17 protein-coding genes, 2 pseudogenes and 1 riboswitch are annotated in these 24552 nt (G+C 73.1%); of the genes and pseudogenes, 10 read left to right on the top strand and 9 right to left on the bottom strand.

Going from position 1 to position 24552, the window contains the following annotated elements:
• The first annotated feature begins 40 nt into the window (after nucleotides 1-40).
• Nucleotides 41-1675, top strand: coding sequence for a cytochrome bc1 complex cytochrome b subunit (gene qcrB, locus QF034_RS33300; RefSeq protein WP_307180032.1), 1635 nt, complete (start codon nucleotides 41-43; stop codon nucleotides 1673-1675).
• Between the two features lie 33 nt (nucleotides 1676-1708).
• Here the strand turns inward: qcrB and ctaF are convergent.
• Nucleotides 1709-2099: pseudogene (ctaF, locus tag QF034_RS33295) on the bottom strand (aa3-type cytochrome oxidase subunit IV).
• Nucleotides 2096-3814, bottom strand: a complete 1719-nt coding sequence (gene ctaD / locus QF034_RS33290) for an aa3-type cytochrome oxidase subunit I (RefSeq protein ID WP_307178400.1) — start codon at nucleotides 3812-3814, stop codon at nucleotides 2096-2098. The pseudogene ctaF and the gene ctaD overlap by 4 nt, the downstream one beginning before the upstream one ends.
• A gap of 422 nt (nucleotides 3815-4236) precedes the next feature.
• Between ctaD and QF034_RS33285 the strand changes: the two genes are divergently transcribed.
• Complete coding sequence (locus QF034_RS33285; protein ID WP_307178399.1) at nucleotides 4237-5181, top strand: MIP/aquaporin family protein; 945 nt, start codon at nucleotides 4237-4239, stop codon at nucleotides 5179-5181.
• Between the two features lie 12 nt (nucleotides 5182-5193).
• Here the strand turns inward: QF034_RS33285 and cobN are convergent, their stop codons facing one another.
• Nucleotides 5194-8820 carry a cobaltochelatase subunit CobN gene (gene cobN / locus QF034_RS33280; protein ID WP_307178398.1) on the bottom strand — a complete coding sequence of 1209 codons (3627 nt, stop codon included), beginning with the start codon at nucleotides 8818-8820 and terminating at the stop codon, nucleotides 5194-5196.
• Between the two features lie 56 nt (nucleotides 8821-8876).
• A riboswitch (cobalamin riboswitch) is annotated at nucleotides 8877-8953 on the bottom strand.
• Between the two features lie 101 nt (nucleotides 8954-9054).
• On the opposite strand from cobN, the gene cobG reads away from it, so the two are divergent.
• The 3 genes from cobG to QF034_RS33265 are packed head-to-tail and all read left to right on the top strand — an operon-like array spanning nucleotide 9055 to nucleotide 12517.
• Complete coding sequence (gene cobG, locus QF034_RS33275) at nucleotides 9055-10344, top strand: precorrin-3B synthase (protein WP_370880901.1); 1290 nt, start codon at nucleotides 9055-9057, stop codon at nucleotides 10342-10344.
• The gene (locus QF034_RS33270; RefSeq protein WP_208641621.1) at nucleotides 10341-11012 is read left to right on the top strand and encodes a precorrin-8X methylmutase; all 672 of its coding nucleotides are present in this window, start codon (nucleotides 10341-10343) and stop codon (nucleotides 11010-11012) included. Before cobG ends, QF034_RS33270 begins: the two co-directional genes overlap by 4 nt.
• Nucleotides 11009-12517 (top strand): precorrin-2 C(20)-methyltransferase, encoded by a 1509-nt coding sequence (locus tag QF034_RS33265; protein ID WP_307178396.1) that lies wholly within the window; start codon nucleotides 11009-11011, stop codon nucleotides 12515-12517. The genes QF034_RS33270 and QF034_RS33265 overlap by 4 nt, the downstream gene beginning before the upstream one ends.
• 90 nt (nucleotides 12518-12607) lie before the next feature.
• Here the strand turns inward: QF034_RS33265 and QF034_RS33260 are convergent, their stop codons facing one another.
• Complete coding sequence (locus QF034_RS33260) at nucleotides 12608-13372, bottom strand: cobalt-precorrin-6A reductase (RefSeq protein WP_307178395.1); 765 nt, start codon at nucleotides 13370-13372, stop codon at nucleotides 12608-12610.
• A gap of 18 nt (nucleotides 13373-13390) precedes the next feature.
• Here QF034_RS33260 and QF034_RS33255 point away from each other — a divergent pair, with 18 nt between their 5' ends.
• Entirely contained in the window at nucleotides 13391-14509 is a 1119-nt protein-coding gene (locus tag QF034_RS33255) for a cobalt-precorrin-5B (C(1))-methyltransferase (protein WP_307178394.1), read from the top strand.
• Nucleotides 14510-14531: 22 nt separating this feature from the next.
• Here QF034_RS33255 and cobM read toward each other — a convergent pair whose 3' ends face one another.
• From cobM to QF034_RS33240, 3 genes are all read right to left on the bottom strand, one after another.
• Complete coding sequence (gene cobM, locus QF034_RS33250) at nucleotides 14532-15281, bottom strand: precorrin-4 C(11)-methyltransferase (RefSeq protein WP_307178393.1); 750 nt, start codon at nucleotides 15279-15281, stop codon at nucleotides 14532-14534.
• A complete protein-coding gene (gene cbiE / locus QF034_RS33245) occupies nucleotides 15278-16540 on the bottom strand; it encodes a precorrin-6y C5,15-methyltransferase (decarboxylating) subunit CbiE (RefSeq protein ID WP_307178392.1) in 1263 nt (420 codons plus the stop codon). The genes cobM and cbiE overlap by 4 nt, the downstream gene beginning before the upstream one ends.
• Before the next feature lie 136 nt (nucleotides 16541-16676).
• Nucleotides 16677-17063 carry a (2Fe-2S) ferredoxin domain-containing protein gene (locus QF034_RS33240; RefSeq protein WP_307178391.1) on the bottom strand — a complete coding sequence of 129 codons (387 nt, stop codon included), beginning with the start codon at nucleotides 17061-17063 and terminating at the stop codon, nucleotides 16677-16679.
• Nucleotides 17064-17191: 128 nt separating this feature from the next.
• Between QF034_RS33240 and QF034_RS33235 the strand changes: the two genes are divergently transcribed.
• A complete protein-coding gene (locus QF034_RS33235; RefSeq protein WP_307178390.1) occupies nucleotides 17192-17965 on the top strand; it encodes a hypothetical protein in 774 nt (257 codons plus the stop codon).
• On the opposite strand, the gene QF034_RS33230 is transcribed toward QF034_RS33235, so the two are convergent.
• Together QF034_RS33230 and QF034_RS33225 are read right to left on the bottom strand one after the other, a co-directional pair.
• Nucleotides 17956-19122 (bottom strand): Rieske 2Fe-2S domain-containing protein, encoded by a 1167-nt coding sequence (locus QF034_RS33230; RefSeq protein ID WP_307178389.1) that lies wholly within the window; start codon nucleotides 19120-19122, stop codon nucleotides 17956-17958. The genes QF034_RS33235 and QF034_RS33230 overlap by 10 nt on opposite strands.
• Nucleotides 19123-19225: 103 nt before the next feature.
• Complete coding sequence (locus QF034_RS33225; RefSeq protein WP_307178388.1) at nucleotides 19226-20809, bottom strand: IucA/IucC family protein; 1584 nt, start codon at nucleotides 20807-20809, stop codon at nucleotides 19226-19228.
• A 110-nt stretch (nucleotides 20810-20919) separates the two neighbouring features.
• Between QF034_RS33225 and QF034_RS33220 the strand changes: the two are divergent.
• From QF034_RS33220 to QF034_RS33210, 3 genes and pseudogenes are all read left to right on the top strand, one after another.
• Nucleotides 20920-22417 (top strand): annotated as a pseudogene (locus QF034_RS33220) (IucA/IucC family protein).
• A gap of 44 nt (nucleotides 22418-22461) precedes the next feature.
• On the top strand, nucleotides 22462-23736 hold the full coding sequence (locus QF034_RS33215; protein WP_307178387.1) for a vWA domain-containing protein: 1275 nt from the start codon (nucleotides 22462-22464) through the stop codon (nucleotides 23734-23736).
• Nucleotides 23736-24530, top strand: a complete 795-nt coding sequence (locus QF034_RS33210; RefSeq protein WP_307178386.1) for a hypothetical protein — start codon at nucleotides 23736-23738, stop codon at nucleotides 24528-24530. The genes QF034_RS33215 and QF034_RS33210 overlap by 1 nt, the downstream gene beginning before the upstream one ends.
• Nucleotides 24531-24552 lie beyond the last annotated feature (22 nt).

The following is a 24552-nucleotide window of genomic DNA, read 5'->3' as shown; positions in this document are numbered from 1 at the left end:
TAGTCGCTCAAGGCGCGGGTACCGAGGGAGCGTGTGCATGCTGCTGTTCCGGAAACGGAGGGCGAGGCTGGAGGCCAGGACTCGACAGGCGGCGGTGACCGGATACGTCGGTGTGGACGGTCGCGCACCGGTGTCCGAGGCGGGGCGGCAGCTGCTGCGCAAGGCGTTCCCGGACCACTGGTCGTTCCTGCTGGGCGAGATCGCGCTGTACAGCTTCATCGTGCTGGTGCTGACCGGCACTTATCTGACGCTGTTCTTCGATCCCAGCATGAGCGAGGTCACCTACCGGGGATCCCATGTGCCCTTGCAGGGCCTGCAGGTCACGAAGGCGTACGAGTCGACGCTCCACATCAGCTTCGAGGTGCGAGGCGGCCTGCTGATCCGGCAGATGCACCACTGGGCCGCGCTGGTCTTCGTCGCCGCCATCGGCGTCCATCTGTTGCGGGTCTTCTTCACGGGCGCGTTCCGCCGGCCGCGCGAACTGAACTGGATGGTGGGGGTCACGCTCTTCCTGCTCGCACTCCTGGAAGGGTTCGGCGGCTATTCGCTCCCCGACGATCTGCTGTCCGGCATTGGGCTGCGGACCGCGAACACCATCGTGCTGTCCCTTCCCTTGGCCAGCACGTACCTGAGTTCCTTCATCTGGGGCGGACCGTTCCCCGGGCACGTGCTGATTCCCCGGTTGTACGTCGTGCACGTGCTGTTCGTCCCGGGGCTGCTCATCGCCCTGATCAGCGCTCACATCCTGCTCGTCGTCCACCTGAAGCACACGCAGTGGTCCGCGCCCGGAAAGACCGACCGCAACGTCGTCGGGCAACCGATGTTCCCGCACTTCACCGCCAAGTCCTCCGGCCTGTTCCTGATGGTCTTCGGAGTCATCACCGCGCTCAGCGGCCTGGCCCAGATCAATCCGGTCTGGGCGTACGGTCCGTACCGGGCCGACCAGTCGTCGACCGGATCGCAGCCGGACTGGTACGTGGGCTTCCTCGAAGGCGCCCTGCGGCTCATGCCACGGTGGGAGAACACGGTGGCAGGACACACCGTCATGTGGAATGTCCTCCTCCCGGCCGTGGTGCTTCCCGCCCTGCTGTTCCTGGTCCTGTACCTGTACCCCTACGTCGAGAAGTGGGTGACGGGGGATCCGAGGGAGCACCATCTGTGCGACCGGCCCCGCGACCGGCCCACCCGGACGGGTCTGGGAGTCGCCGCCCTCTTCTTCTACGCGGTTTTGCTGACGGCTGCGGGAAACGACGTGATCGCCGCCGGATTCCGGATGTCCGTGGAGGCTCTCACCTGGATCTTCCGGGTGGCCGTGGTCGTCGGTCCGGTCCTCGCCTTCCTGGTCACCAAGCGCGTCTGTCTCGCCCTTCAGGCCCACGACCGCCGGTTGCTGGAGGAGGGAGAGGAGACCGGCAGGGTCAGCCAGAACGTCAGCGGAGGGATCAGCGACAGCCACCGGCCCATCGACGCGACGCGGCGCTACCGCCTCCTGGTGCGGGACATACCGCGTCCGTTGCCGCATCCCGGCGAGCGAGCACCACGCCGGCACCGGCTCCGGGCCAGGCTGAGCGGCTGGTACTACCGCGACCGGGTGGACATGCCCGCCACCACGGAGGAACACCGGGAGATCGCGGGCAGGACCCTGGATCCGATCGCGGGGCGCGAAGAGGAATAGGCGCCGACGAGGCCGGCGTCGCCGCCGCGTCCGTCAGTCGTCACGCCCGGCGAACTGGAAGACCATGCCGAGTACTCCTGCCATCGTGACACCGAACCCGATGAGGAACAGCCACAGTCCGTAGACGACGCCGACGGCCAGCAGGGCGACTCCGAAGCCGGTCACCGGGGGGGTAACCGCTGTGCGGCGGGAAGAAGTCCAGCGGGCCGGAGCGCTCGCGGATCTCGGAGTCCGGGCGGTCCTCGGGACGTTCCCCCTTGCGCCGGTAGTTCACCGTGCAGAAGAACGCGATGACCGCGGCCATGCCGAAGGAGACGGTCAGTGCCGCGATCCCCGCCGGTTCGCGGGCGAACCAGATGTAGGCGGCGTCGGTGACGAGGAAGAACGCGGCGACGCCCGCGAAGAGATACGCCTCGGACTTCATTCGCTCTGCCCTTTGAGGGTGTCCGGTGTGGGTGTGACCCGGCCGCTTTCACCCGGGCGGATCATCCGCACGTCCGGATGGTGCAGGTCGAACGCGGGAGAGTCGGAGCGGATCCGGGGCAGCGCGTCGAAGTTGTGCCGGGGCGGAGGGCAGGACGTCGCCCACTCCAGTGAGCGCCCGTAACCCCACGGGTCGTCGACCTCCACCTTCTCCCCGTATCTGCCGCTCTTGAAGACGTTGTAGAGGAAAGGCAGCGTGGACAGGCCGAGGAGAAACGCCCCGATCGACGAGATGGTGTTGAGGGCGGTGAAGCCGTCGGCCGGCAGATAGTCGGCGTAGCGGCGGGGCATGCCCATCTCGCCGAGCCAGTGCTGGACGAGGAACGTGGTCTGGAAGCCGACGAACAGGGTCCAGAAATGAATCTTGCCGAGGCGTTCGTCGAGCATTTTCCCGGTCATCTTCGGCCACCAGAAGGAGAAGCCGCCGAACATGGCGAAGACGATCGTGCCGAACAGCACATAGTGCAGGTGAGCGACGATGAAATACGAGTCCGTGAGGTGGACGTCCAGTGGCGGCGACGCGATCAGGACACCGCTGAGACCGCCGAGGAGGAAGGTGACGAGGAAGCCCATGGACCACAGCATCGGCGTCTCGAACGACAGGCTTCCCTTCACCATGGTGCCGATCCAGTTGAAGAACTTGACTCCGGTCGGCACCGCGATGAGGAACGACATCAGGGAGAAGAACGGCAGCAGGACCGCGCCCGTGGCGAACATGTGGTGGGCCCAGACCGTGGCCGACAGCATGGTGATGGCGATCGTCGCGCCGACCATGCCGACGTAGCCGAAGACCGGCTTCCGGCTGAAGACCGGGACGATTTCGCTGATGACGCCGAAGAACGGCAGGGCGACGATGTAGACCTCGGGGTGGCCGAAGAACCAGAACAGGTGCTGCCACAGGATCGCGCCGCCGGCCGCCGGGTCGTAGATGTGCGCACCGAACTTGCGGTCCGCCTCCAGGGCCAGCAGAGCCGCCGTGAGAACGGGGAAGGCCAACAGGGCGAGAAGGGAGGTGAAGAGGATGTTCCAGGTGAAGATCGGCATCCGGAACATCGTCATGCCCGGGGCCCGCAGGGTGATGATGGTGGCGATGAAGTTCACCGATCCCAGGGTGGTGCTGAGCCCGGCCACGACCAGCCCCATCGTCCACAGGTCCCCACCGGCCCCGGGGGTGTGGACGGCGCTGTTCAGCGGGGCGTAGGCGAACCAGCCGAAGGAAGCCGCGCCGCCCGGAACGGCCAGTCCGGAGACGACGATCAGCCCGCCGAAGAGGAACAGCCAGTACGTCAGCGCGTTGAGGCGGGGAAAGGCCACGTCCGGTGCGCCGATCTGCAACGGCATGATCGCATTGGCGAACCCCGCGAAGGTGGGGGTCGCGAAGAGCAGCATCATGATCGTGCCGTGAATGGTGAACAGCTGGTTGTACTGCTCCTCGCTGACGAACTGCAGTCCGGGGCGCGCCAGTTCCGCCCGCATCAGCATGGCGAGGACGCCGGCCAGGAGGAAGAACGCGAAGGCGGTGACCAGATACATGTTGCCGATCGTCTTGTGATCGGTCGTGGTCAGGTAGTTCCTGATCCTGCTGCCCGTGATGACGCGCGGGTTGGCGGAGTCGTCCGGCGTCCCGTGACGCCGCCCCTGTTCCAGCTGCGACATGAGCCCTCCGAGGACGCTGGCCAAGCCCGAAGAAAATCCCTGTCCCCCGAAGAATTCCCTGTAAGGGGTTGTGGCCGATGTGCGGCCCGCGACGCCGCCACCCGAGTGGCCTAACGGTGGATCCGGGTGCCGGATTCGGCCGTCACCCGAGGGATCCGACCGTCGAGGCCGGGGAGCCACCACGACCGCAGTGACAACTGCGCGGCAACCTCCGGGGCGTCACCTCTCGCGTCGGCGCACTCACTCTCAGTCAGCACAGCTGTGCGGGAGCGGCCGCACCGGCCCCTGCCCACGGGCCTGCCCGCGTCGACTCGCGGCGGTCGCTGCACGGATTTACCTTGGCGACACGGCATGAAGCGAAAGCAGGCCACAACGGCACGGACAGCCGCGTTCAAGCGCGGCTAGTGTCTGGGAGGATCATCATGGCCGTCGAGATCCAGCCCCTTCTGAAGCCCTCACGGCTCAGGCGCCGTGCAGGCTTGTGGGGCGAATGCCTTGCGGAGTTCCTGGGGACGTTCGTCCTCATCTCCTTCGGTTGCGGCGTGGTCGCGATGACGGTCGCGGCGCTGCCCGGCTCGGGGCGCACAGAAGGCCCCACCACGTTCTTCCTCAGTGCCGGGGACTGGCTGCTGATCACCTGGGGATGGGCCATGGCCGTGATCCTCGGTATCTATGTGGCCGGCGGGGTCAGCGGTGCGCACATCAATCCGGCGGTGACCCTGGCCTTCGCCGTGCGCCGCAAGTTCCCGTGGGTCAAGGTCGTCCCCTACTGGGTGTCACAGGTGCTCGGCGCCCTGGCCGGCGCGGCACTGGTCTACGGCGTGTACCACGACGCCATCAACACCTTCGACGACGCCATGAAAGGGCCGAAGACGGGCGGGCACACCCTCGCCTCGTTCTCGATCTTCGCCACCTTCCCAGCGCCGTACTTCCACGGCGGTATCTGGGGTCCGCTGATCGACCAGGTCGTCGGCACGGCCTTCCTCGTCATGCTGGTGGTGGCGATCATCGACCTGCGGAACACGGCCGTGAAGGCGAACCTCGGCCCCCTCGTGATCGGGTTCGTCGTGGCGGCCATCGGCATGTCCTACGGGGCGAACGCGGGCTACGCGATCAACCCGGCCCGCGACTTCGGCCCACGCCTGTTCACCTGGTTCGCGGGCTGGAAGGATCTGGCGTTCTCCGGCAGCTTGTCGGGGGCGTTCAGCGCCTACTGGTGGATCCCGATCGTCGGACCGCTCGTCGGCGGCGTGATCGGGGTGCTCGTGTACGACCTGCTCATCGGCGACGTGCTCCACATCCGGGCGCAGGAGGGCGAGCTCCCGGAGCCAGGCCGTACCCGCCCCACCACCTCCGACGACACGTGAGCCGGGGCCCGGTCACCCGTCGCCCTCCAGGTCGCCCTCCGTCTCCAGGTACACCTGCCGCAGGCCCTCCAGCACGGCCGGGTCGGGCTTCTCCCACATCCCGCGGCTCTCGGCCTCCAGCAGGCGTTCGGCGATGCCGTGCAGGGCCCAGGGGTTGGCCTGCTGGAGGAACTCGCGGTTGGCCGGGTCCAGGACGTAGGTCTCGGTGAGCTTGTCGTACATCCAGTCGGCTACGACGCCGGTGGTGGCGTCGTAGCCGAAGAGGTAGTCCACGGTGGCGGCCAGTTCGAAGGCGCCCTTGTAGCCGTGGCGGCGCATGGCCTCGATCCACTTGGGGTTGACGACCCGGGCGCGGAAGACCCGGGAGGTCTCCTCGACGAGGGTGCGGGTGCGGACCGTCTCGGGGCGGGTGGAGTCGCCGATGTATGCCTCGGGGGCGGTGCCGCGCAGCGCCCGGACGGTCGCCACCATGCCGCCGTGGTACTGGAAGTAGTCGTCGGAGTCGGCGATGTCGTGCTCGCGGGTGTCGGTGTTCTTCGCCGCGACCGCGATCCGCTTGTACGCCGTCTCCATCTCGTCCCGCGCCGGGCGGCCGTCGAGTTCGCGGCCGTAGGCGTAGCCGCCCCAGACCGTGTAGACCTCGGCGAGGTCGGCGTCGGTGCGCCAGTCGCGGGAGTCGATGAGCTGGAGCAGGCCGGCGCCGTACGTGCCGGGGCGGGAGCCGAAGATGCGGGTGGTGGCGCGGCGTTCGTCGCCGTGGGAGGCGAGGTCCGCCTGGACGTGGGCCCGTACGTGGTTGGCCTCGGCCGGCTCGTCCAGCGAGGCGGCCAGGCGTACGGCGTCGTCCAGCAGGCCGATGGTGTGCGGGAAGGCGTCCCGGAAGAAGCCGGAGATGCGCAAGGTGACGTCGATGCGGGGGCGGCCCAGCTCCTCGTACGGGACGGGCTCCAGGCCCGTGACCCGGCGGGAGGCGTCGTCCCAGACGGGGCGGATGCCGAGCAGGGCGAGTGCTTCCGCCACGTCGTCGCCCGCCGTGCGCATCGCGCTCGTGCCCCACAGGGAGAGTCCGACGGAGGTGGGCCAGTCGCCGTTGTCGGTGCGGTAGCGCTCCAGGAGGGAGTCGGCGAGGGCCTGGCCGGTCTCCCAGGCGAGGCGGGAGGGGACGGCCTTGGGGTCGACCGAGTAGAAGTTGCGGCCCGTCGGGAGGACGTTGACGAGGCCGCGCAGGGGGGAACCCGAGGGGCCCGCGGGGACGAAGCCGCCCGCCAGCGCGTGGACGGTGTGGTCGACCTCGGCGGTGGTCGCGGCGAGCCGCGGCACGACCTCGCGGGCCGCGAACTCCAGGACGGCGGCGACCTGTTCACCGTGTTCGGCGGGGATCGCGGCCGGGTCCCAGTCCGCGTCGTCCATCGCCTGGACCAGGGCGCGGGCCCGCTCCTCGGCCGCGTCGGCGGTGGTGCGGGTCGCGGCGGACTCGTCCAGGCCGAGGGCCTCGCGCAGGCCGGGCAGGGCCGTGGCGCCGCCCCAGATCTGGCGGGCGCGCAGGATGGCGAGGACGAGGTTGACGCGGTCGGCGCCCTGCGGCGGGTTGCCGAGGACATGCAGTCCGTCGCGGATCTGGGCGTCCTTGACCTCGCAGAGCCAGCCGTCGACGTGCAGGAGGAAGTCGTCGAAACCGTCGTCGTCGGGGCGGTCCTCCAGGCCGAGGTCGTGGTCGAGCCGGGCGGCCTGGATGAGCGTCCAGATCTGGGCGCGGATCGCCGGCAGCTTGGCAGGGTCCATGGAGGAGATCTGGGCGTACTCGTCGAGGAGTTGCTCCAGGCGCGCGATGTCGCCGTAGGAGTCGGCGCGGGCCATGGGCGGGACGAGGTGGTCGACGAGGGTGGCGTGCACGCGGCGCTTGGCCTGGGTGCCCTCGCCGGGGTCGTTGACCAGGAACGGGTAGATCAGGGGCAGGTCGCCGAGGGCGGCGTCGGGGCCGCAGGCGGCGGACAGGCCGGCGTTCTTGCCGGGCAGCCACTCCAGGTTGCCGTGCTTGCCGAGGTGGATCATCGCGTCGGCGCCGAAGCCACCGTCCTCGGTCCGGGCGGCGATCCAGCGGTAGGCGGCCAGGTAGTGGTGGGAGGGCGGCAGGTCCGGGTCGTGGTAGATCGCGATCGGGTTCTCGCCGAAGCCGCGCGGGGGCTGGATGAGGATCAGCAGGTTGCCGAAGCGCAGGGCCGCGAGGACGATGTCGCCCTCGGGGTTGCGGCTGCGGTCGACGAACATCTCGCCGGGGGCCGGGCCCCAGTGCTCCTCGACGGCCGTGCGCAGTTCCCGGGGGAGCGTGGCGAACCAGCGGCGGTAGTCGGCCGCCGGGATCCGCACCGGGTTGCGGGCCAGTTGCTCCTCGGTGAGCCAGTCCTGGTCGTGCCCGCCCGCCTCGATCAGCGCGCGGATCAGCTCGTCCCCGTCACCGGAGGCCAGGCCCGGCACCTCCGCGTCCGTGCCGAAGTCGTAGCCCTCGTCGCGGAGGCGGCGCAGCAGGGCGACCGCGCTGGCGGGCGTGTCCAGGCCGACCGCGTTGCCGATGCGGGAGTGCTTGGTCGGGTAGGCGGAGAGGACCAGCGCGAGGCGCTTGTCGGCGGGCCGGATGTGGCGGAGCCGGGCGTGGCGTACGGCGATTCCGGCGACCCGGGCCGCGCGCTCGGGGTCGGCGACGTAGGCCGGGAGGCCGTCGGCGTCGATCTCCTTGAAGGAGAACGGGACGGTGATGAGGCGGCCGTCGAACTCGGGGACGGCGATCTGGCTGGCCGCGTCGAGCGGGGAGACGCCCTCGTCGTTGTCCTCCCAGTCGGTCCGTGAGCCGGTGAGGCACAGGGCCTGGAGGATCGGTACGTCGAGGGCGGTGAGCGCGCCCGCGTCCCAGGACTCGTCGTCGCCGCCGGCCGAGGCCTCGGCGGGCCGGGTGCCGCCGGCGGCGAGGACGGTGGTGACGATGGCGTCGGCGGCGCGCAGTTCCTCGATCAGCTCGGGCTCGGGGGCGCGCAGGGAGGCGACGTACAGGGGCAGGGGCCGGCCGCCCGCGTCCTCGATCGCCTCGCACAGGGCGCCGACGAAGGCGGTGTTGCCGCTCATGTGGTGGGCCCGGTAGTACAGCACGGCGACGGTCGGGCCGTCGGTCTCCCGGCCCTCCCGGGGCAGCGGGCCCCAGGTGGGGGCCGCCGCCGGTGCCTCGAAGCCGTGGCCGGTGAGCAGGACCGTGTCGGAGAGGAAGCGGGCGAGCTGCTCCAGGTTGGCCGGGCCGCCGTGCGCGAGGTAGGCGTGGGCCTCGGCGGCGATGCCGACGGGGACGGTGGAGGACGCCATCAGCTGGGCGTCGGGGGCCTGTTCACCGGTCAGGACGACGACGGGACGGCCGTCGGCGAGGAGCAGGTCGAGGCCGTCCTGCCAGGCCCGGATGCCGCCGAGGAGGCGTACGACGACCAGTCCGACGCCGTCGAGGAGGGCGGGGAGGTCGTCGAGGGCGAGGCGGGAGGGGTTGGCGAAGCGGTACGGGACCGGGCCGCCGGCCGCGCGGGCGCTGAGCAGGTCGGTGTCGGAGGTCGACAGGAGCAGGATGCGGGGGTGCGGGGGGCGTTCCCCGGCTGAGTGCAGCATGCGGCGGCTGGCCTTCCTCGGGGTGTCCGCGCCCCGGGCGGGTGGTGGGACGGCGGGAGTTCCTGGCTCGCCCGGCCCGTACGGGCCGGGCTCACAGTGGCGGGACCGCGCCGGACTCGCACCGGGCTTCCTCCCCTGTCGCCGTCGTGGCGTCGGCGGACCGGATGATCCACCGAGGAGCATAGTAAGGGGCAGGGGAAAAGGGCGGGGCGTACACCGGGTGTGATGGTAGGTATGCTCGCCGCCATGCCCACGCCTGCCCTCCGATCATCGCCCCAGGCCACAGCGGTCTCCCGGGACCGCGGTGACGCCTGCCCGGGGACGCTGCGGCTGCACGCGGCGGACGACGGCGCGCTGGCCCGTGTCCGGGTGCCCGGCGGGGTTCTGACCGTGCGGCAGGCGGAGGCGCTCGCCGACGCGGCGGAGCGGCTGGGCGACGGGGATCTGCATCTGACCTCGCGCGGCAACGTGCAGCTGCGGGGTCTGGACGACGGCTGCGGCGGGGAGTTGGCCGGGCTGCTGGACGCCGCCGGGCTGCTGCCCTCGCGCGGCCATGAGCGGGTGCGCAACATCGTGGCCTCGCCGCTGTCCGGTCTCGACGGGCGGGGCGTGCTGGACGTACGGCCCTGGCTGACGGCCCTCGACGCGGCGCTGTGTGCGAGCGGGGCGGCGCGGGCCCTGTCGGGGCGTTTCCTGTTCGCGCTCGACGACGGGCGCGGGGACGTGGCCGGCCTCGATGCCGATGTGACGGTACGGGCGACGGCGGACGGCGGTGCGCACCTCGCCCTCGGAGCGGCCGGAGAGGCGCTGCGTGTCTCCGTCGAGGAGGCGGCCCGGGCCGCGCTTTTGGCCGCGGAGACTTTTTTGGAGGCGGCCCGGGCGAGCGGGGCACAGGTCTGGCGCGTGGATGAACTCGCCCTCTCTCACGGCGAGTTGCTCGATGCGGTCGGTCGGCGGCTGACCGCCGGGGGCATCCGCCACGAGCGGCGGAGCCGGGAGACCGGCCGCGCGGACGGCCCGCTCCCGGGAGTGGTCGGTGACGGCATCTCCGTGCATGTGCCCCTGGGGCGGCTCTCGGCGCGGCAATGGCGGGAGCTGACGCGCGTCGCCGCCGGCGAGCTGCGTCTGACCCCGTGGCGCGGTGTGGTTCTTCCCACACAGGGCGGCCACGCGGAAGAGTCCCTCGCCCGCCTCGCCGAAACCGGCCTCGTCACCGACCCCCGCTCCCCCTGGCTGCGCGTCGGCGCCTGCATCGGCAGGCCCGGATGCGCCAAGTCGCGGGCCGACGTGCGGACCGACGCGGCCGGGGCCCTCGACGCGAGCGGCCCGCACGGCAGCCTGCCCCTGTACTGGTCCGGCTGCGAACGCCGCTGCGGACATCCCCGGGGCGACCGCGTCGACGTGGTCGCCGCTGCGGAGGGCGGCTACCGCCTCTCCACCGCCGGACCCGGCCGGGAACCCCGGACCACCACGATGAACGACCCCGCCCGACTCGCCGCCGCCCTGGCGGAGATCACCTCATGACCCCTACGACGACCGAGAGCAGCGAGAAGACCACCGTGACCACGTACGACTACGAGAAGGACGGCGCGGCCATCTACCGCCAGTCCTTCGCCACCATCCGCGCGGAAGCGGACCTCGCGGCCCTGCCCGCCGACGTCAGCCAGGTCGCGGTCCGGATGATCCACGCCTGCGGGATGGTCGACCTCGTACGGGACCTGGCCTACACGCCTGCCGTGGTCGCCCGGGCCCGTGCGGCCCTGCGCGCCGGCGCGCCCATCTTCACCGACGTGCAGATGGTGGCCAGCGGGGTGACGCGCAAGCGGCTGCCCGCCGGCAACGACGTGCTCTGCACGCTCTCCGACCCGTCCGTGCCGGAGCTGGCCGCGAAGCTGGGCACCACGCGCAGCGCCGCCGCGCTGGAGCTGTGGCGGGAGAGGCTGGAGGGTTCGGTGGTCGCCGTCGGCAACGCGCCCACCGCGTTGTTCCGGCTGCTGGAGATGATCGAGGAGGGGGCGCCCCGGCCCGCCGCCGTGATCGGTGTGCCGGTCGGCTTCGTCGGGGCCGCCGAGTCCAAGGACGCCCTGGCCGCGCATCCGTCCGGTCTTGAGCACCTGGTCGTGCGCGGCCGTCGCGGGGGCAGCGCCATGGCCGCCGCCGCGCTCAACGCGATCGCGAGTGAGGAAGAGTGAGCGGCGAGCAGTCCACAACGGGCAAGCTGTACGGGGTCGGGCTCGGCCCCGGTGACCCGTCCCTGATGACCCTGCGGGCCGTGGAGGTCATCGCCGAGGCGGACGTGATCGCGTACCACAGTGCCCGGCACGGCCGTTCCATCGCCCGCTCGATCGCGGCGAAGCACATCCGAGCCGACCACATCGAGGAGCGGCTGGTCTACCCGGTCACCACCGAGACCACGGACCATCCCGGCGGTTACCAGGGCGCGATCGAGGAGTTCTACGCCGAGGCGGCGGCCCGGCTCGCCGCGCACCTGGACGCGGGGCGGACGGTCGCGGTCCTCGCCGAGGGCGATCCGCTCTTCTACGGCTCCTACATGCACATGCACAAGCGGCTCGCCGACCGCTACGACACCGAGGTGATCCCCGGCGTCACGTCCGTGTCCGCCGCTGCCGCCCGGCTGGGCACCCCGCTCGCCGAGGGCGAGGAGGTGCTGACGATCCTGCCGGGCACCCTGCCCGAGGAGGAGCTGACCGCGCGACTGGCCTCGACCGACGCGGCCGTGGTGATGAAGCTGGGGCGGACCTTCACCAAGGTGCGCGGTGCGCTGGAGGGTTCGGGGCGGCTGGGCGACGCCCGCTATGTGGAGCGGGCCACGATGGACGGGGAGCGGCTGGCCGAACTGGCCGACGTGGACGCGGAGTCGGTGCCGTACTTCTCGGTGGCCGTGCTGCCGAGTCAGGTGGACACCGAGCGGCCCGGGGCCCGGGAGCGGGGCGAGGTCGTCGTGGTCGGGACCGGGCCTGCCGGTCCGCTGTGGCTGACGCCCGAGACCCGCGGTGCGCTGGCCGCCGCCGACGACCTGGTCGGCTACACGACCTATCTCGACCGGGTGCCGCGGCGCCCCGGGCAGGTCCGGCACGGCTCGGACAACCGGGTCGAGTCGGAGCGCGCCGAGTTCGCCCTCGATCTGGCCCGGCACGGGCGGCGGGTCGCGGTCGTCTCCGGCGGCGACCCGGGGGTGTTCGCCATGGCGACGGCCGTCCTGGAGGTCGCGTCCCAGCAGGAGTACGCGGACGTCCCGGTGCGGGTGCTGCCGGGCGTGACCGCCGCCAACGCGGCAGCGGCCCGGGCGGGCGCCCCGCTCGGCCACGACTACGCCGCCATCTCCCTCTCCGACCGGCTCAAGCCCTGGGAGGTCATCGCCGAGCGGCTGCACGCGGCGGCCTCCGCGGACCTGGTGCTGGCCCTGTACAACCCCGGTTCGCGCAGCCGCACCTGGCAGGTGGGCAAGGCCCGCGAGCTGCTGCTGGAGCACCGGGCGCCGGACACCCCGGTCGTGGTGGCACGGGACGTGGGCGGCACCGGCGAACACGTCCGGATCGTACGACTGGCCGATCTGGACCCCGCCGAGGTCGACATGCGCACGATCCTGCTGGTCGGCTCCTCCCAGACCCGGGCCGTCCGGCGCGGGAACGGCGAGGAGATCGTGTGGACGCCGCGCCGCTATCCGGAGGCGTGAGAGAGAGCGACGCCGGGCTCACCCCCGCCTCGGAGAACGGGCCCGGCCACGGACCGGCCGGGCCTGCCACCTCCTGGCCGGGCCGGGTTCTCAGCCGGTCTGCGGAAACCCTCGCCCGTGCAACCGCTCCCCGACCCACCGGGCCGCCTCCTCCGGGCCGGGCACGACCGGGACGTCCTCGGGGACCGGGGGGCGGCGGATCACGAGGACCGGCAGTCCGGCCTCCCGGGCCGCCGTCAGTTTCGGGGCGGTGGCCGCTCCCCCGCTGTCCTTGGTCACCACGACGTCGATACGGTGCCGGCGCAGCAGGTCGCGTTCGCCGTCCAGGGTGAACGGGCCGCGGTCGAGCAGCACCTCCATGCGGGCCGGGTGCGGGGCCTCGGGCGCGTCGACGGAGCGGACCAGGAACCACAGGTCGTCCAGACCGGCGAACGCGGCCAGGCCCATGCGCCCGGTCGTGAGGAACACGCGCCTGCCCAGTGCGGGCAGCAGCCGCGCGGCCTCCTCCAGGGAGCCGGCGTCGTGCCAGTCGTCACCCGCGACGGGGACCCAGCCGGGGCGCCGCAGGGCGAGCAGGGGAACATGGGCGGTGGCGGCGGCCCGCGCCGCGTGGAAACTGATCGTCCCGGCGAAAGGGTGGGTGGCGTCGATGAGCACGTCCACCCGGTGCTCGCGCAGCCACGCGGTGAGCCCCTCGACCCCGCCGAAGCCCCCGATCCGGACCTCGCCCGGAGGCAGGCGGGGGTCGGCCACCCGCCCGGCGAGGGAGCTGGTCAGGGCCAGGCCGGGCGTGGCGTGGAGCAGTTCGGCAAGACGGCGGGCCTCCGTGGTGCCCCCGAGTATCAGTACACGCATGGAAGTCCAGGTCCGTTCATGAGCAGTGAAGTGAAGGGCGGCCGCAGGGCCCAGCTGGAGCACACCGGCCTGCGGCCCGGCTGGACCACCGGCGCCTGTGCGACGGCGGCCACGACGGCGGCGTACACCGCCCTGCTGACCGGCGAGTTTCCCGACCCCGTGACCATCACCCTGCCGAAAGGGCAGACACCGTCATTCGCGCTGGCCGTCGAGGAACTGGGCCACGGGCACGCGACGGCGGGGGTCGTGAAGGACGCCGGCGACGACCCGGACGTCACGCACGGCGCGCTGGTCCGGGCCACGGTACGGCGGCTGCCCGCCGGGTCCGGGGTGGTGTTCCGGGCGGGCCCGGGCGTCGGCACGGTCACCCGCCCCGGGCTGCCCCTGCCCGTCGGCGAACCGGCCGTCAACCCGGTCCCGCGCACACTGATGCGCGAGCACGTCGCCGAGGTCGCCGCCCGGCACGGCGCCCCGGGCGACGTCGAGATCACCGTCTCCGTCGACCACGGCGAGGAGATCGCCCGCTCGACCTGGAACCCCCGGCTCGGCATCCTGGGCGGCCTGTCCATCCTCGGCACGACCGGCATCGTCGTCCCGTACTCCTGCTCGGCGTGGATCGACTCCATCCGGCGGGGCGTGGACGTCGCGCGGGCGGCGGGGCGTACGCATGTCGCCGGCTGCACCGGGTCGACGTCGGAGAAGACGGTCGTGGCCGAGTACGGGCTGCCCGAGGACGCCCTGCTCGACATGGGCGACTTCGCGGGCGCCGTGCTGAAGTACATCCGCCGCCACCCCGTCGGCCGCCTGACGATCTGCGGCGGCTTCGCCAAGCTCTCCAAGCTCGCCGCCGGGCATCTCGACCTGCACTCGGGCCGGTCCCAGGTCGACAAGGGCTTCCTCGCCGAACTGGCCCGGCGCGGCGGCGCGGACGAGGCGCTGGCCGCACAGGTGGCGGACGCCAACACCGGGCTCGCCGCGCTCCAGTCGTGCCTGGCCGCCGGGGTGCCGCTCGGCGACCTGGTCGCCACGACCGCCCGCGACGAGGCCCTCGCCGTGCTGCGCGGGGCGCCGGTCGTGGTCGACGTGATCTGCATCGACCGGGCGGGGACGGTGGTGGGGCGCAGCGCGCCGGCCTGACGGCGGGGGCCGCTCACCGCTGTCAGCACACGTGGCGTTCCCGTTCCGGCGAGTACAGGTGGCTGTCCCGGAACTGTTCCGCCCCGAGCGTGCGCCCCACCATGATCACGGCCGTGCGCAGCACACCGGCCTCCTTCGTCTTTCCCGCGATCTCGTCGAGGGTGCCGCGGATGATCAGCTCGTCCGGGCGGGAGGCGTAGGCGACGACCGCGGCGGGGCAGTCGGCGCCGTAGTGCGGGAGGAGTTCGGCGACCACGCGGTCCACGTACTTGGCGGCCAGGTGCAGCACGATCAGCGCGCCGCTGCGGCCGAGGGTGGCCAGGTCCTCGCCCTCGGGCATGGCGGTGGCCCGGTTGGCGACCCGGGTGAGGATCACGGTCTGGCCGACGGTCGGCACGGTCAGCTCCCGCTTCAGGGAGGCGGCCGCGGCGGCGAAGGCGGGGACGCCCGGGACGACCTCGTACGGCACCCCGGCCGCGTCCAGCCGCCGCATCTGCTCGGCGACCGCGCTGAACACGGCGGGGTCCCCGGAGTGCAGCCGGGCCACGTCGTGCCCCTCCTCGTGGGCGCGCAGCAGCTCGGCGGTGATCTGGTCCAGGTCGAGCTGCGCGGTGTCCACCAGCCGGGCGTCCGGCGGGCATGCGTCGAGCAGTTCGCGCGGGACCAGGCTGCCCGCGTACAGACAGACCCGGCAGGCGGCGAGCGTGCGGGCGCCGCGCACCGTGATCAGGTCGGCGGCGCCGGGGCCGGCACCGATGAAGTACACGGTCATCTGTCTGCTCCTGAAGAGGTGTCGGGCGTTTTCCGTACGGCCCACTGGGTCACGGGCATCGCCTGCCGCCACCCGGTGAAGCCTCCCACCGGCACGGCGTGCGCCACCGCGAGCCGCACCAGTTCGCCGCCGCGGCGCCGGTGGGCGTCGGCGAGCAGCGCCTCGGACTCCAGCGTCACGGTGTTGGCGACCAGCCGCCCGCCGTCGGGCAGCGCCTCCCAGCAGGCGTCGAGGAGGCCGGGCGCGGTGAGCCCGCCGCCGACGAACACCGCGTCGGGGGGCGGGAGTTCGGCGAGGACGGCGGGTGCGGCGCCGGTGACGACCCGCAGTCCGGGCACGCCGAGCCGGTCGGCGTTGCGGGTGATCCGTTCGGCGCGCGCCGGGTCCCGCTCCACGGTGACCGCGCGGCACGAGGGGTGGGTGCGCATCCACTCGACGGCGATCGAGCCGGAGCCGCCGCCGATGTCCCACAGCAGTTCGCCGGGTGCGGGGGCGAGCACGCCGAGTGTGGCGGCGCGGATGTGCCGCTTGGTGAGCTGCCCGTCGTGCTCGTACGCCTCGTCCGGGAGCCCGGGCACGGCGCCGAGCCGCAGGGCGTCGGGGGCGCGGCGGCACTCCACGGCCACGATGTTGAGGGGATCGCCGGGCGGCTGTGACGCGGGCCAGTCGTCGGCGGTGGACTCGGCGGTCACGCGTTCCCGGTCGCCGCCGAGCTGTTCGAGGACGCGCATCCGGCTGGGCCCGAAGCCCCGGTCGCGCAACAGGGCTGCGACCTCGCCGGGGGTGGTGGCGTCCGCGCTGAGGACGAGGAGCCGCCGGCCGTCGTGCAGGGCGGCGGCCAGGCGGGCGGTGGGCCTGCCGACGAGCGTGACGACCTCCGCGTCCTCCAGCGGCCAGCCGAGCCGGGCGGCGGCGTAGGAGACGGAGGAGGGGTGCGGCAGGACGCGCAGGGCGCCGGTCTCCTCGGCGAGGGCGCGGCCGATGCCGTAGAACATGGGGTCCCCGCTGGCCAGTACGGCGATCCGGCGGCCGGCGTGCGCGGCGAGCAGCCCGGGAACGGCGGGGCGCAGCGGCGAGGGCCAGGCGACGCGCTGCCCGGCGCACTCCGGGGGCAGCAGATCCAGCTGGCGGGGTCCGCCGATGAGGACCTCGGCCTCGCGCAGTGCGGTGCGGGAGGCGTCGGGCAGTCCCGCCCAGCCGTCGGCCCCGAGCCCGACGACGGTCACGGCGGCGGTCGGTGCGGGGGGTACGGGGGTCACTGCGGTACCTCGGTGCTCGGGGACAACAGAGGCGCACTCTACTGGGCGCTGACCAGCGCGCCTGTGCTCGGGGGCACCTGCCCTCGCCGGGTGCGGTGACCGTCCTCGCCCCGTCCCGCGCCGGCCGGCTCCGGAATCATGAGGGGTCCGGGCGCCGTCGCGCGAGGGGACTGAAGACGTACAGGTCGAGGATCTCGGGCCGCGGGGCGACGCCCGGGCCGCCCTCGCGGACCCAGGAGACGACGTCCTCGGTCGCGGCCGGGTCGTTGACCAGCCCGAGCCACACCGGGCGGGCCCCGGCGGCCCGGCCCTCGGCGGACGGCTGGACGACGATGACGTTGGCCTGATCGCAGACGTCGAGACACGCGGAGATCCGCACCGGCCCCGCCGCGCGCAGCCGCTCGGTCTGGGCCGCGTGATCGACACCGGTCACCTTGCCACTGCCGCAACAGCAGTCCCGGCACACGACGATGCGGCAGGGTGCCGGACCGGACGCCGCCGCGTCCAGGGGATCGTCACTCACACCGGCTTCCTCGTCGTTCCGCCCTTGCCTTGCCGCTGATCATCATTTCATGGGGCCGTGGGAGCGGATCGCGGGTGTGGGGTTCGGATACCGTGCGGGCGGGATCCTGCGAGGGGTGGGGAGGCAGCATGGGGTCGGGGAGACGGCAGGCACCGGGGAGCGTGGTCTGGCTGCTGATGGGTGTCGTGACGCTCGTCGTCGCAGTGGCCATGGCTCTGGAGGTCCGCGGGGCGCTGGACCGGGAGCGGGAGTTCCGTGCCGCGCCGGCCTGCGCCTCCGTCCCGGTGAAGGCGTCGGGGTGCCGGTGGGAGCAGGAGTTCACCGTCCGTCAGGCCGACACGAACCGCGGGAAACGCAACGCCTCGCCGGAGGCGGAGCTGCTACTGCCCTCCGGCAAGCCCTGGGACGTGACGTTTCGGCAGACCGATCCGGTCGTGTCGGAGCTGGAGCCGGGCGAGAAGGTCGTCGGCGTGATCTGGCACGGGCAGGTCGTCGAGGTACGGGACGCCGACGGGCGGCGGCAGCAGACGTCCGACGGGCCCGTGGGCTGGCCCGCGGACCGGCTCGGCGGCGCGCTCATCTGTTTCTCGTTCGGCCTGCCCGCCCTCGTCGGCGGGGTGTGGCCGCTGTTCGCGCGGGGCGACCGGCGGCACGCGAAGGCGGCGGTCGTGGTGCGGTGGCACGGCGTCTGTCTGGCCGCCGTGGCCGTCTTCACCCTGTGGGCGCAGGACGCCAACCACTGGCCGCTCTGGGCGATTCCCGCGATCTGGGGGCCGTTCGCGCTGCTCGGCCTGGCCTCCATGACGGCCTTCGTCATCGCCGCCCTGCGCGGCGACATGGACGACGAGGCCCCGCCCGTCCCGGAGGCGGATCCGGCGGCACCGGCGTCAGGTCACTCCTGACCCCGGACGCCGTCGGGGAGCCGCGCACCGTCGCACAGTGACGCGCTGCCGCAGGCGGCGGCCCGGGCCCGGAGGGGGACGCCGTTGGCGCGCAGCACCTCGCGGACGTCGAGGAGCAGCGGGAAGACCTCGTGGTTGCGGTCCTCGCCCTGTTCGTCCCAGGCCCGCTGCTCGGCTTCCACGGCCATGCGGTCCTCGGCGAACACCCGCTCGGTGAAGCGCCTGATGAACGGCCAGGCGACCTGGAGGAGGCCGGGGATGCCTGGTTTCTCGATCATGAGCAGGCCGAAGGCGTGGCACGTGCGCTGCTCGGCGTCCTCGGGCACGTAGGCGGCCCACAGGCGGAAGGCCGGGCGTTCGGCGTTCTCCGGGACCAGGTCGAGCGTCTGGTACGGGTACTCGGTGCGGATGGTCATGACGTCGGCGGTGCCGCCCCCGATGCCCTCGGCGGCCAGCAGTCCGGCGCTGCGGTTCCGTTTTCCCCCGGTGTGGGTGAACAGGTACCGGGCCTCCACGGACCGCTCGTCGGCCTCGTATCCCAGCAGTTCGGGGTGGAGCCTGCCGACCACGCCCCGGTGGAGGAACTGGTGGTTCATGTCGAGGAGGTTCTCGTGCATGAACGAGTAGTGGCAGCGCACGGTCCGCGAGAACGTCATGGTCCGGTACCGGGGTGAGCCGAAGGCGGGCAGGTGCGGCAGCGGTGTGGCCGCCGCTCGCCGCGGGTCGCCCGGGAAGACGAAGACCAGGCCGTACGCCTCGCGCACGGGGTAGCCGCGCACGCCGCGGGGCGGCCGGCGGTCGCCCTTGGCCAGGTACGGGATCTGCGAGATGCGGCCGTCGCCGCGATAGGCCCAGGCGTGGTAGCGGCAGCGGAGCGTCTCGCCCTCCACGACGCCCATGCTCAGCGGCACCTGCCGGTGGGCGCATCGGTCCTCCAGCGCGTGCACCTCGCCGCTCTTTCCCCGGAACAGGGCGATGCGCTCCCCCGCGAACGTGACCGCCAGCACCTGTTCGGCGCGCACCCGCCGGGACAGGGCGACCGGATACCAGTGGTCCGGGTTCACGCCCACGCGCCGCAGATCGGCTTTGGCGGGGTCCGGGCCGGTGTGCTCCGAGGGCTCGGCGGCGAGGGCGGTGGCCCTGTCGGTCTCGGTCATACCTCTCCTCGCAGGGGGGGACACGGCACGGACAGCCACCCTCACCCTGACTGCGGCCCCGCGCCGGTGCCCTGCCGGAGGGTCCGGACGGGTGACGCCTCTCTCAGGCGCCGCGCAGTGGGTTGGGCAGCGGCAGGTAGCGGGCGTCCGCGCCGTCGGCGCCGGTCCAGCGGAGCAGCAGGTTCGTCTTGCCGGGGAGGGTGGGTGAGGTGAGCAGGGCGGGGATCTCCGGGACGTCGTGGCGGGCGAGTTCGCGGCGGGCCGCCGGCCAGGGGTCGAAGCCGGGGTGGCGCTCAGCGAGAGCGCCGGCGATCTCGCTGAGGTGGTTGACGACCAGGCAGTACACGAGCCGCTGCCAGCCGGCTTCGCGCGAGACGTCCGGCAGCAGTTTCACGCCCTCGGCGTCCCGGTACAGCGCCTGCACGGGCATGCCGCCGGCGTCCACGGCGACCAGCGTGTTCTGCAGGTGCGCCTCGATGACGACACCGTGCCGGGCGAAGGCCGTCAGGGCCGGCGGCACCACCCGCGCCAGGTACGCCGCCCACCAGGCCCCGGGGTCGGCGGCCCCGTCGAGCGGGCTGCCGTCGAAGCCCTCGACGAGACCGGCGGCGAGCAGCGGGGTCGCGCCGGGCAGGAGACGGCCACCGAAGCCGTCCCGGACGAGGACGGCCAGGGCCTCGAAGGCGAAGTCGGCGGTGCGGTACCCGCGGTCGCCGAGCCAGGCCGGGGGGCCTTCGCACGTGTCGAGGGCGGTGCGCACGGCCGCGTCGGTGCGGCGCAGGGCGAGCAGGTCGTGACGCCACAGCCGGCGGATGTCGTTGGTGATGCGCACGTCCAGGCTGAACTTCAGGAAGAGGTCGGGCCCGGGCGCGTAGAGGGTGCGGATCGCGGCGGTCGGCCAGGTGTCGAAGGTGGTCGTGCCGAGCCGGAGGAGTCTGCCGTCCGCGAAGGCGTCGGCGAGCTCGGCGCCGGCCAGGTCGAGCTGCCAGGGATGGGCGGGCAGCAGCCGGTAGCCGGGCGGGGCGGTGCCGAGGGCGTCGAGGGCCGAGGTGTCGCCCTCCTCGGCGACGGTGTCCTCGCGCAGCGCGAGCAGGGTCAGCGGGAAGCGGGCGTACGCCTCGGGGGCGTAGGGCAGCCAGCCGGCGGCGGGGCCGCCGCCGCGCGCCTTGGGGGCCGGGTGGTGGGTGTGGCCGGTCAGGAGGCACTGCTCGGAGCGCCGATAGGGGTCGTCGGGCGGGGACACCCGGGCGCGGGCGGCCAGCAGGGCGGCCACGGCGTCCCGGCTGTCGATCATCTCGGCGGGCAGTTCGTGGTTGGACAGGCCGGTGTGCCGGCGCAGTTCCTCGGCGACGAGTTTGACCAGTTCGGTGTGGCCGATACGGTGCCAGCGGCCGGCCGTGCGGACCTCGGGCTCGGTGGGCCGCCGCGGGCCGCGCACGCGCAGCAGGCGGTCCCCGCCGGGCAGGTGGTAAACCCGGTGCTCGCCCGTCTCGCTCACCGGCCGCGCCACCTCCCGCAGCAGGCAGTTCAGCAGCGGCACGGCGGCGTACGCGTCGGCCCGTTCGGCGAGGGCGCCGGTGACCGGGTCGTCCTGGGCGGAGACACCGTGTGCGGAGTCACCCTGGGCACAGGCACCGTGGGCGGAGTCGTCGCCGTCGGGCGGGGGCATGAGGTCCACGCGTTCCACTCGTTCCCTGCGGTCCTTGAAGGATTTCCGGACGTCCGGGCGGAGATGATCAGTATGCGTGCCGTCGTCATCCCGCCGTGACGCCCTATTCGTACCCGAGGAGCCCGCCCGTGCACCGTTCCCCCACCGCCGAGGCCGAGGTCGCCGAGGAACTGGCCGTCGTGCGGCCCGGTCTCCTGCCGCGGTACGAGGCCGAGCTGCCCGGTGCCCGGGCGGCCGTGCTGTCCCGTCTGTGGCGCGGTCTCGCCCATGACCCGCTGCCCTGGGTCACCCGCCGTGAGCAGGGCCGGGACGGGCTGACCCTGTACCTGGCGGACGGCCGCCGGCTGCACGGCCCGCGGCCGGATCCGTACACGACCGGCGCGTACGTCACCGTCGTACGGCTCGACGAGGCGGAGTACGACGATCCGGCCCGGCTGGTGACGGACCTCGCCGTACCGCACTCCGCGTCCTTCGCCGCCGAACTCGGGCACAGTGTCGCCTCCTTGGCGCTGTCGAGAGCGGGGCAGGAGGGGTGCGACACGGACGGGTGGCCGGAGCGCGACTGGGAGTGGGAGCAGCGGATCGTCGACGGGCATCCGTTCCACCCCACCTGCCGGTCCCGGCCCGGTTTCTCGGTGGCGGAGCAGCTCTCCTACGGGCCCGAGCACCGGCCGCTGGTGGAGCTGGGGCTGGTGCCGGTGCGGGCGCGGGAGTGCCTGGTGACGGGGGCGTGGCCGCGGGAGCTGCGGGACGGGGAGCGGGTGGTGCTGCCGGTGCACCCGTGGCAGGCGGCGCATGTGCTGAAGCGGACGTGCGAGGAGTGGCGGGCCGGGCATCCCCTGATGGCGCTGCGGACGCTCGCGCTGCCCGGCGGGCCGCACGTCAAGACCTCGCTCAGTGCCCGGCTGACGTCCTCGGTGCGGGACATCTCGCTGCCCTCGGTCGCCGCGTCCGTGGTGCTGTCGGACTTCGCCGAGGCGCCGGCGGCGCACACCGACGGCCTGCTGCACACGACGCGCACCCTGGGCGCGGCGGCGGCCGGCTCCCCCGACCTCGCGGCCGTCCTGCGAGAGCCGCCGGAGACCTACGCGACGGCCGGCGAACGGGTCCCTGCCGGTGGCGGCACTCGCCACCACCGGGCTCCCCCGCTCCCCCGCCTGGCTGGCCGGTTTCGCGCGCCTCGCCCTCACCGTCGGGCTGCGGCTGCTGGAGCTGGGCGTGGCCCTGGAGGCGCACGGCCAGAACCTCCTGGTGATCCTGTCGCCGGCGGGCGATCCGCTGCGGCTGGTCTACCGCGACCTGGCCGACATCCGCGTCAGCCCGGTCCGTCTCGCCCGGCACGGCATCACGGTGCCCGACCTGCCCGCCCGGATGGTCACGGACGACGAACGCACGCTGCGGCGCAAGCTGTTCGGCTCGCTGGTGGCGGGCGCCCTGGCCGGCACGGCGGGGTCCGGGGCGGCGCTCGCGCTGGCCCTGGAGACGGCCGTACGGGACCTGCCCCGCACCCCGGACCTCGTGGCGCTGCGCGCGGAGCCCCTGCCCACGAAGGCGCTGACGCTGATGCGGCTCTCGCCGCAGACGCCCGGCGACCAATGGGCGGACCTGCCCAATCCCCTTGCCTGAGCCTCGTTTTGGAGCACGGCACCCCGGATCAATAAGATCCGCCGATGATCACAAGAAAACGGCTGGCGGCGGGCGTCTGTGCCCTGCTCGCCGCGTTCACGGCCGGGCTCGCCTTCCCGGCCGGAGCGGCCGCCGGTGAACCCACCGGCCAGGACGCCCCCCAGGTCGACCTCGTCCTCGACGTCAGCGGCTCGATGCGGGCCCGCGACATCGACGGACAGTCGCGGATGGCCGCCGCCAAGCAGGCGTTCAACGAGGTGCTCGACGCGACGCCCGAGGAGGTCGAACTCGGCATCCGCACCCTCGGCGCGAACTACCCGGGCGACGACCGGAAGACCGGCTGCAAGGACACCGCGCAGCTCTACCCGGTCGGCCCGCTGGACCGCACCGAGGCCAAGACGGCCGTCGCCACGCTCAGCCCGACCGGCTGGACACCGATCGGCCCGGCCCTGCTGAAGGCGGCCGGCGACCTGGACGGCGGCGACGGCTCCAAGCGCATCGTGCTGATCAGCGACGGTGAGGACACCTGCGCCCCGCTCGACCCGTGCGAGGTGGCCCGCGAGATCGCCGCCAAGGGCATCGGCCTGACCATCGACACGCTGGGCCTGGTGCCGACCGCCAAGCTGAGCAGGCAGCTGAGCTGCATCGCCGAGGCCACCGGCGGCACGTACACCTCGGTGGAGCACCAGGACGAACTCACCGACCGGGTCAACCAGCTGGTGGACCGGGCTGCCGATCCGGTGGTGACGCCGGTGCCGGCGGAGGGCGCCGCCGAGTGCGCGAAGGCACCGGCGCTGAGGTCCGGGCTGTACACGGACCGGGAGGAGTTCGGGCAGCAGCGCTGGTACCGGGTGGACGTGCTGCCGGGCCAGGAGCTGCGGGCCTCGGTGAGCGTGGCGGCCGACCGGGCCGTGAACCCCGCCTACGGGGTGCTGCTGCGGGCGGTCACGACGCACGGCCGGGAGATCGTGCGCGGCGAGGCGGCGGGCGACGGCCGTACGGATGTGATCTCGACGGGGCTCAGATACCCCGAGCCCGAGCGTGACGACTCCGACGGTGACAAGCCGGCCGCGGAAACCGTGTGCCTGGCGGTCACCCACTCCTTCTCGGCGGCCTCCGGCGTGAAGACCACGCCCGGGCTGCCGCTGGAGCTGACGGTCGACGTCGTGGACGGCCCGAGCCAGGCGGGCGACGTGGCCTCCTTCGGCCTCGGCCGCGGCTGGTGGCTGCTCGGCGCGCTGATTCTCACCGGCTTCCTCGCCGGTCTCGTCTGGGGCTGGCTGTCGCGCTGGCGGGTCGCGGTCTGGAGGACCAACTGATGCGAACGGTACGTGCGTTGAGCGCCGCGCTGCTGACCCTCGGACTGGCGGCCGCGCCGGCCGCGGCCGATGCCTCGCCGAGTCCGTCGCAGGACGCGTCGGCGGCACCCACCCGCGCGGGCACCTCGTTCCGTACGGCGACGGAGATCGAGCAGGGGCAGCAGGCCACGGCGAACGGCTCCACCGGTGACTACCTGTACTGGTCGTTCCCCGCCGACACCGGACAGCGCCCCACGGTCAGGGCGACGGTGAAGCTGCCGGACAGCCACGCCGCGCAGACCTGGCAGATCGACGTCTACGACGGCCTGCGGCGCCGCCAGGCCTGCCAGTACGGGGCCCAGACCCGCACCGCGGCGGCGGACGCGCCCTCCGTGGAGCTGGCCTGTGTGCTGCGCACGGTCCGCGCCTGGTCGGAGCCGTGGGCGAACGACCCGTTGCCCGGCACGTATTACATCCGGCTGACGGCGACCGGCGTCCCCACCTCCGACCTGGGCCTCCCGGTCGACACCGAGGTCCGCGTGGAGTCCAGGGACATCGGCGGCGCGGCGGCGGTGGACGGCTCGCTGTCCGAGCCCCTGGTGCCGGGCATCGCGACGACGTCCGAGGAGCGGCAGGAGAAAGCGGCGGTGCTGGCCGGCCTCGAACCGGAGGACGGCTGGGCGTCCGGCTGGTGGTCGGACCGGTGGGTGTGGACGGGGGTGGGCGGTGTGCTGGCCGCGCTGGCGGGGGTCGCCGGGTACGCGCTGACGCGCGGTCCGGGACGGCCGTCACGGGTGCCTCCACCGAGCGCCTGACACCTCACCAGAAGGCCCGCGT

This window comes from Streptomyces africanus, from assembly GCF_030816955.1.
GTDB classification, from domain to species: domain Bacteria; phylum Actinomycetota; class Actinomycetes; order Streptomycetales; family Streptomycetaceae; genus Streptomyces; species Streptomyces africanus.
The sequence above is the reverse complement of the archived record's forward strand: the minus strand, read 5'-3'. Positions and strand labels throughout refer to the sequence as shown.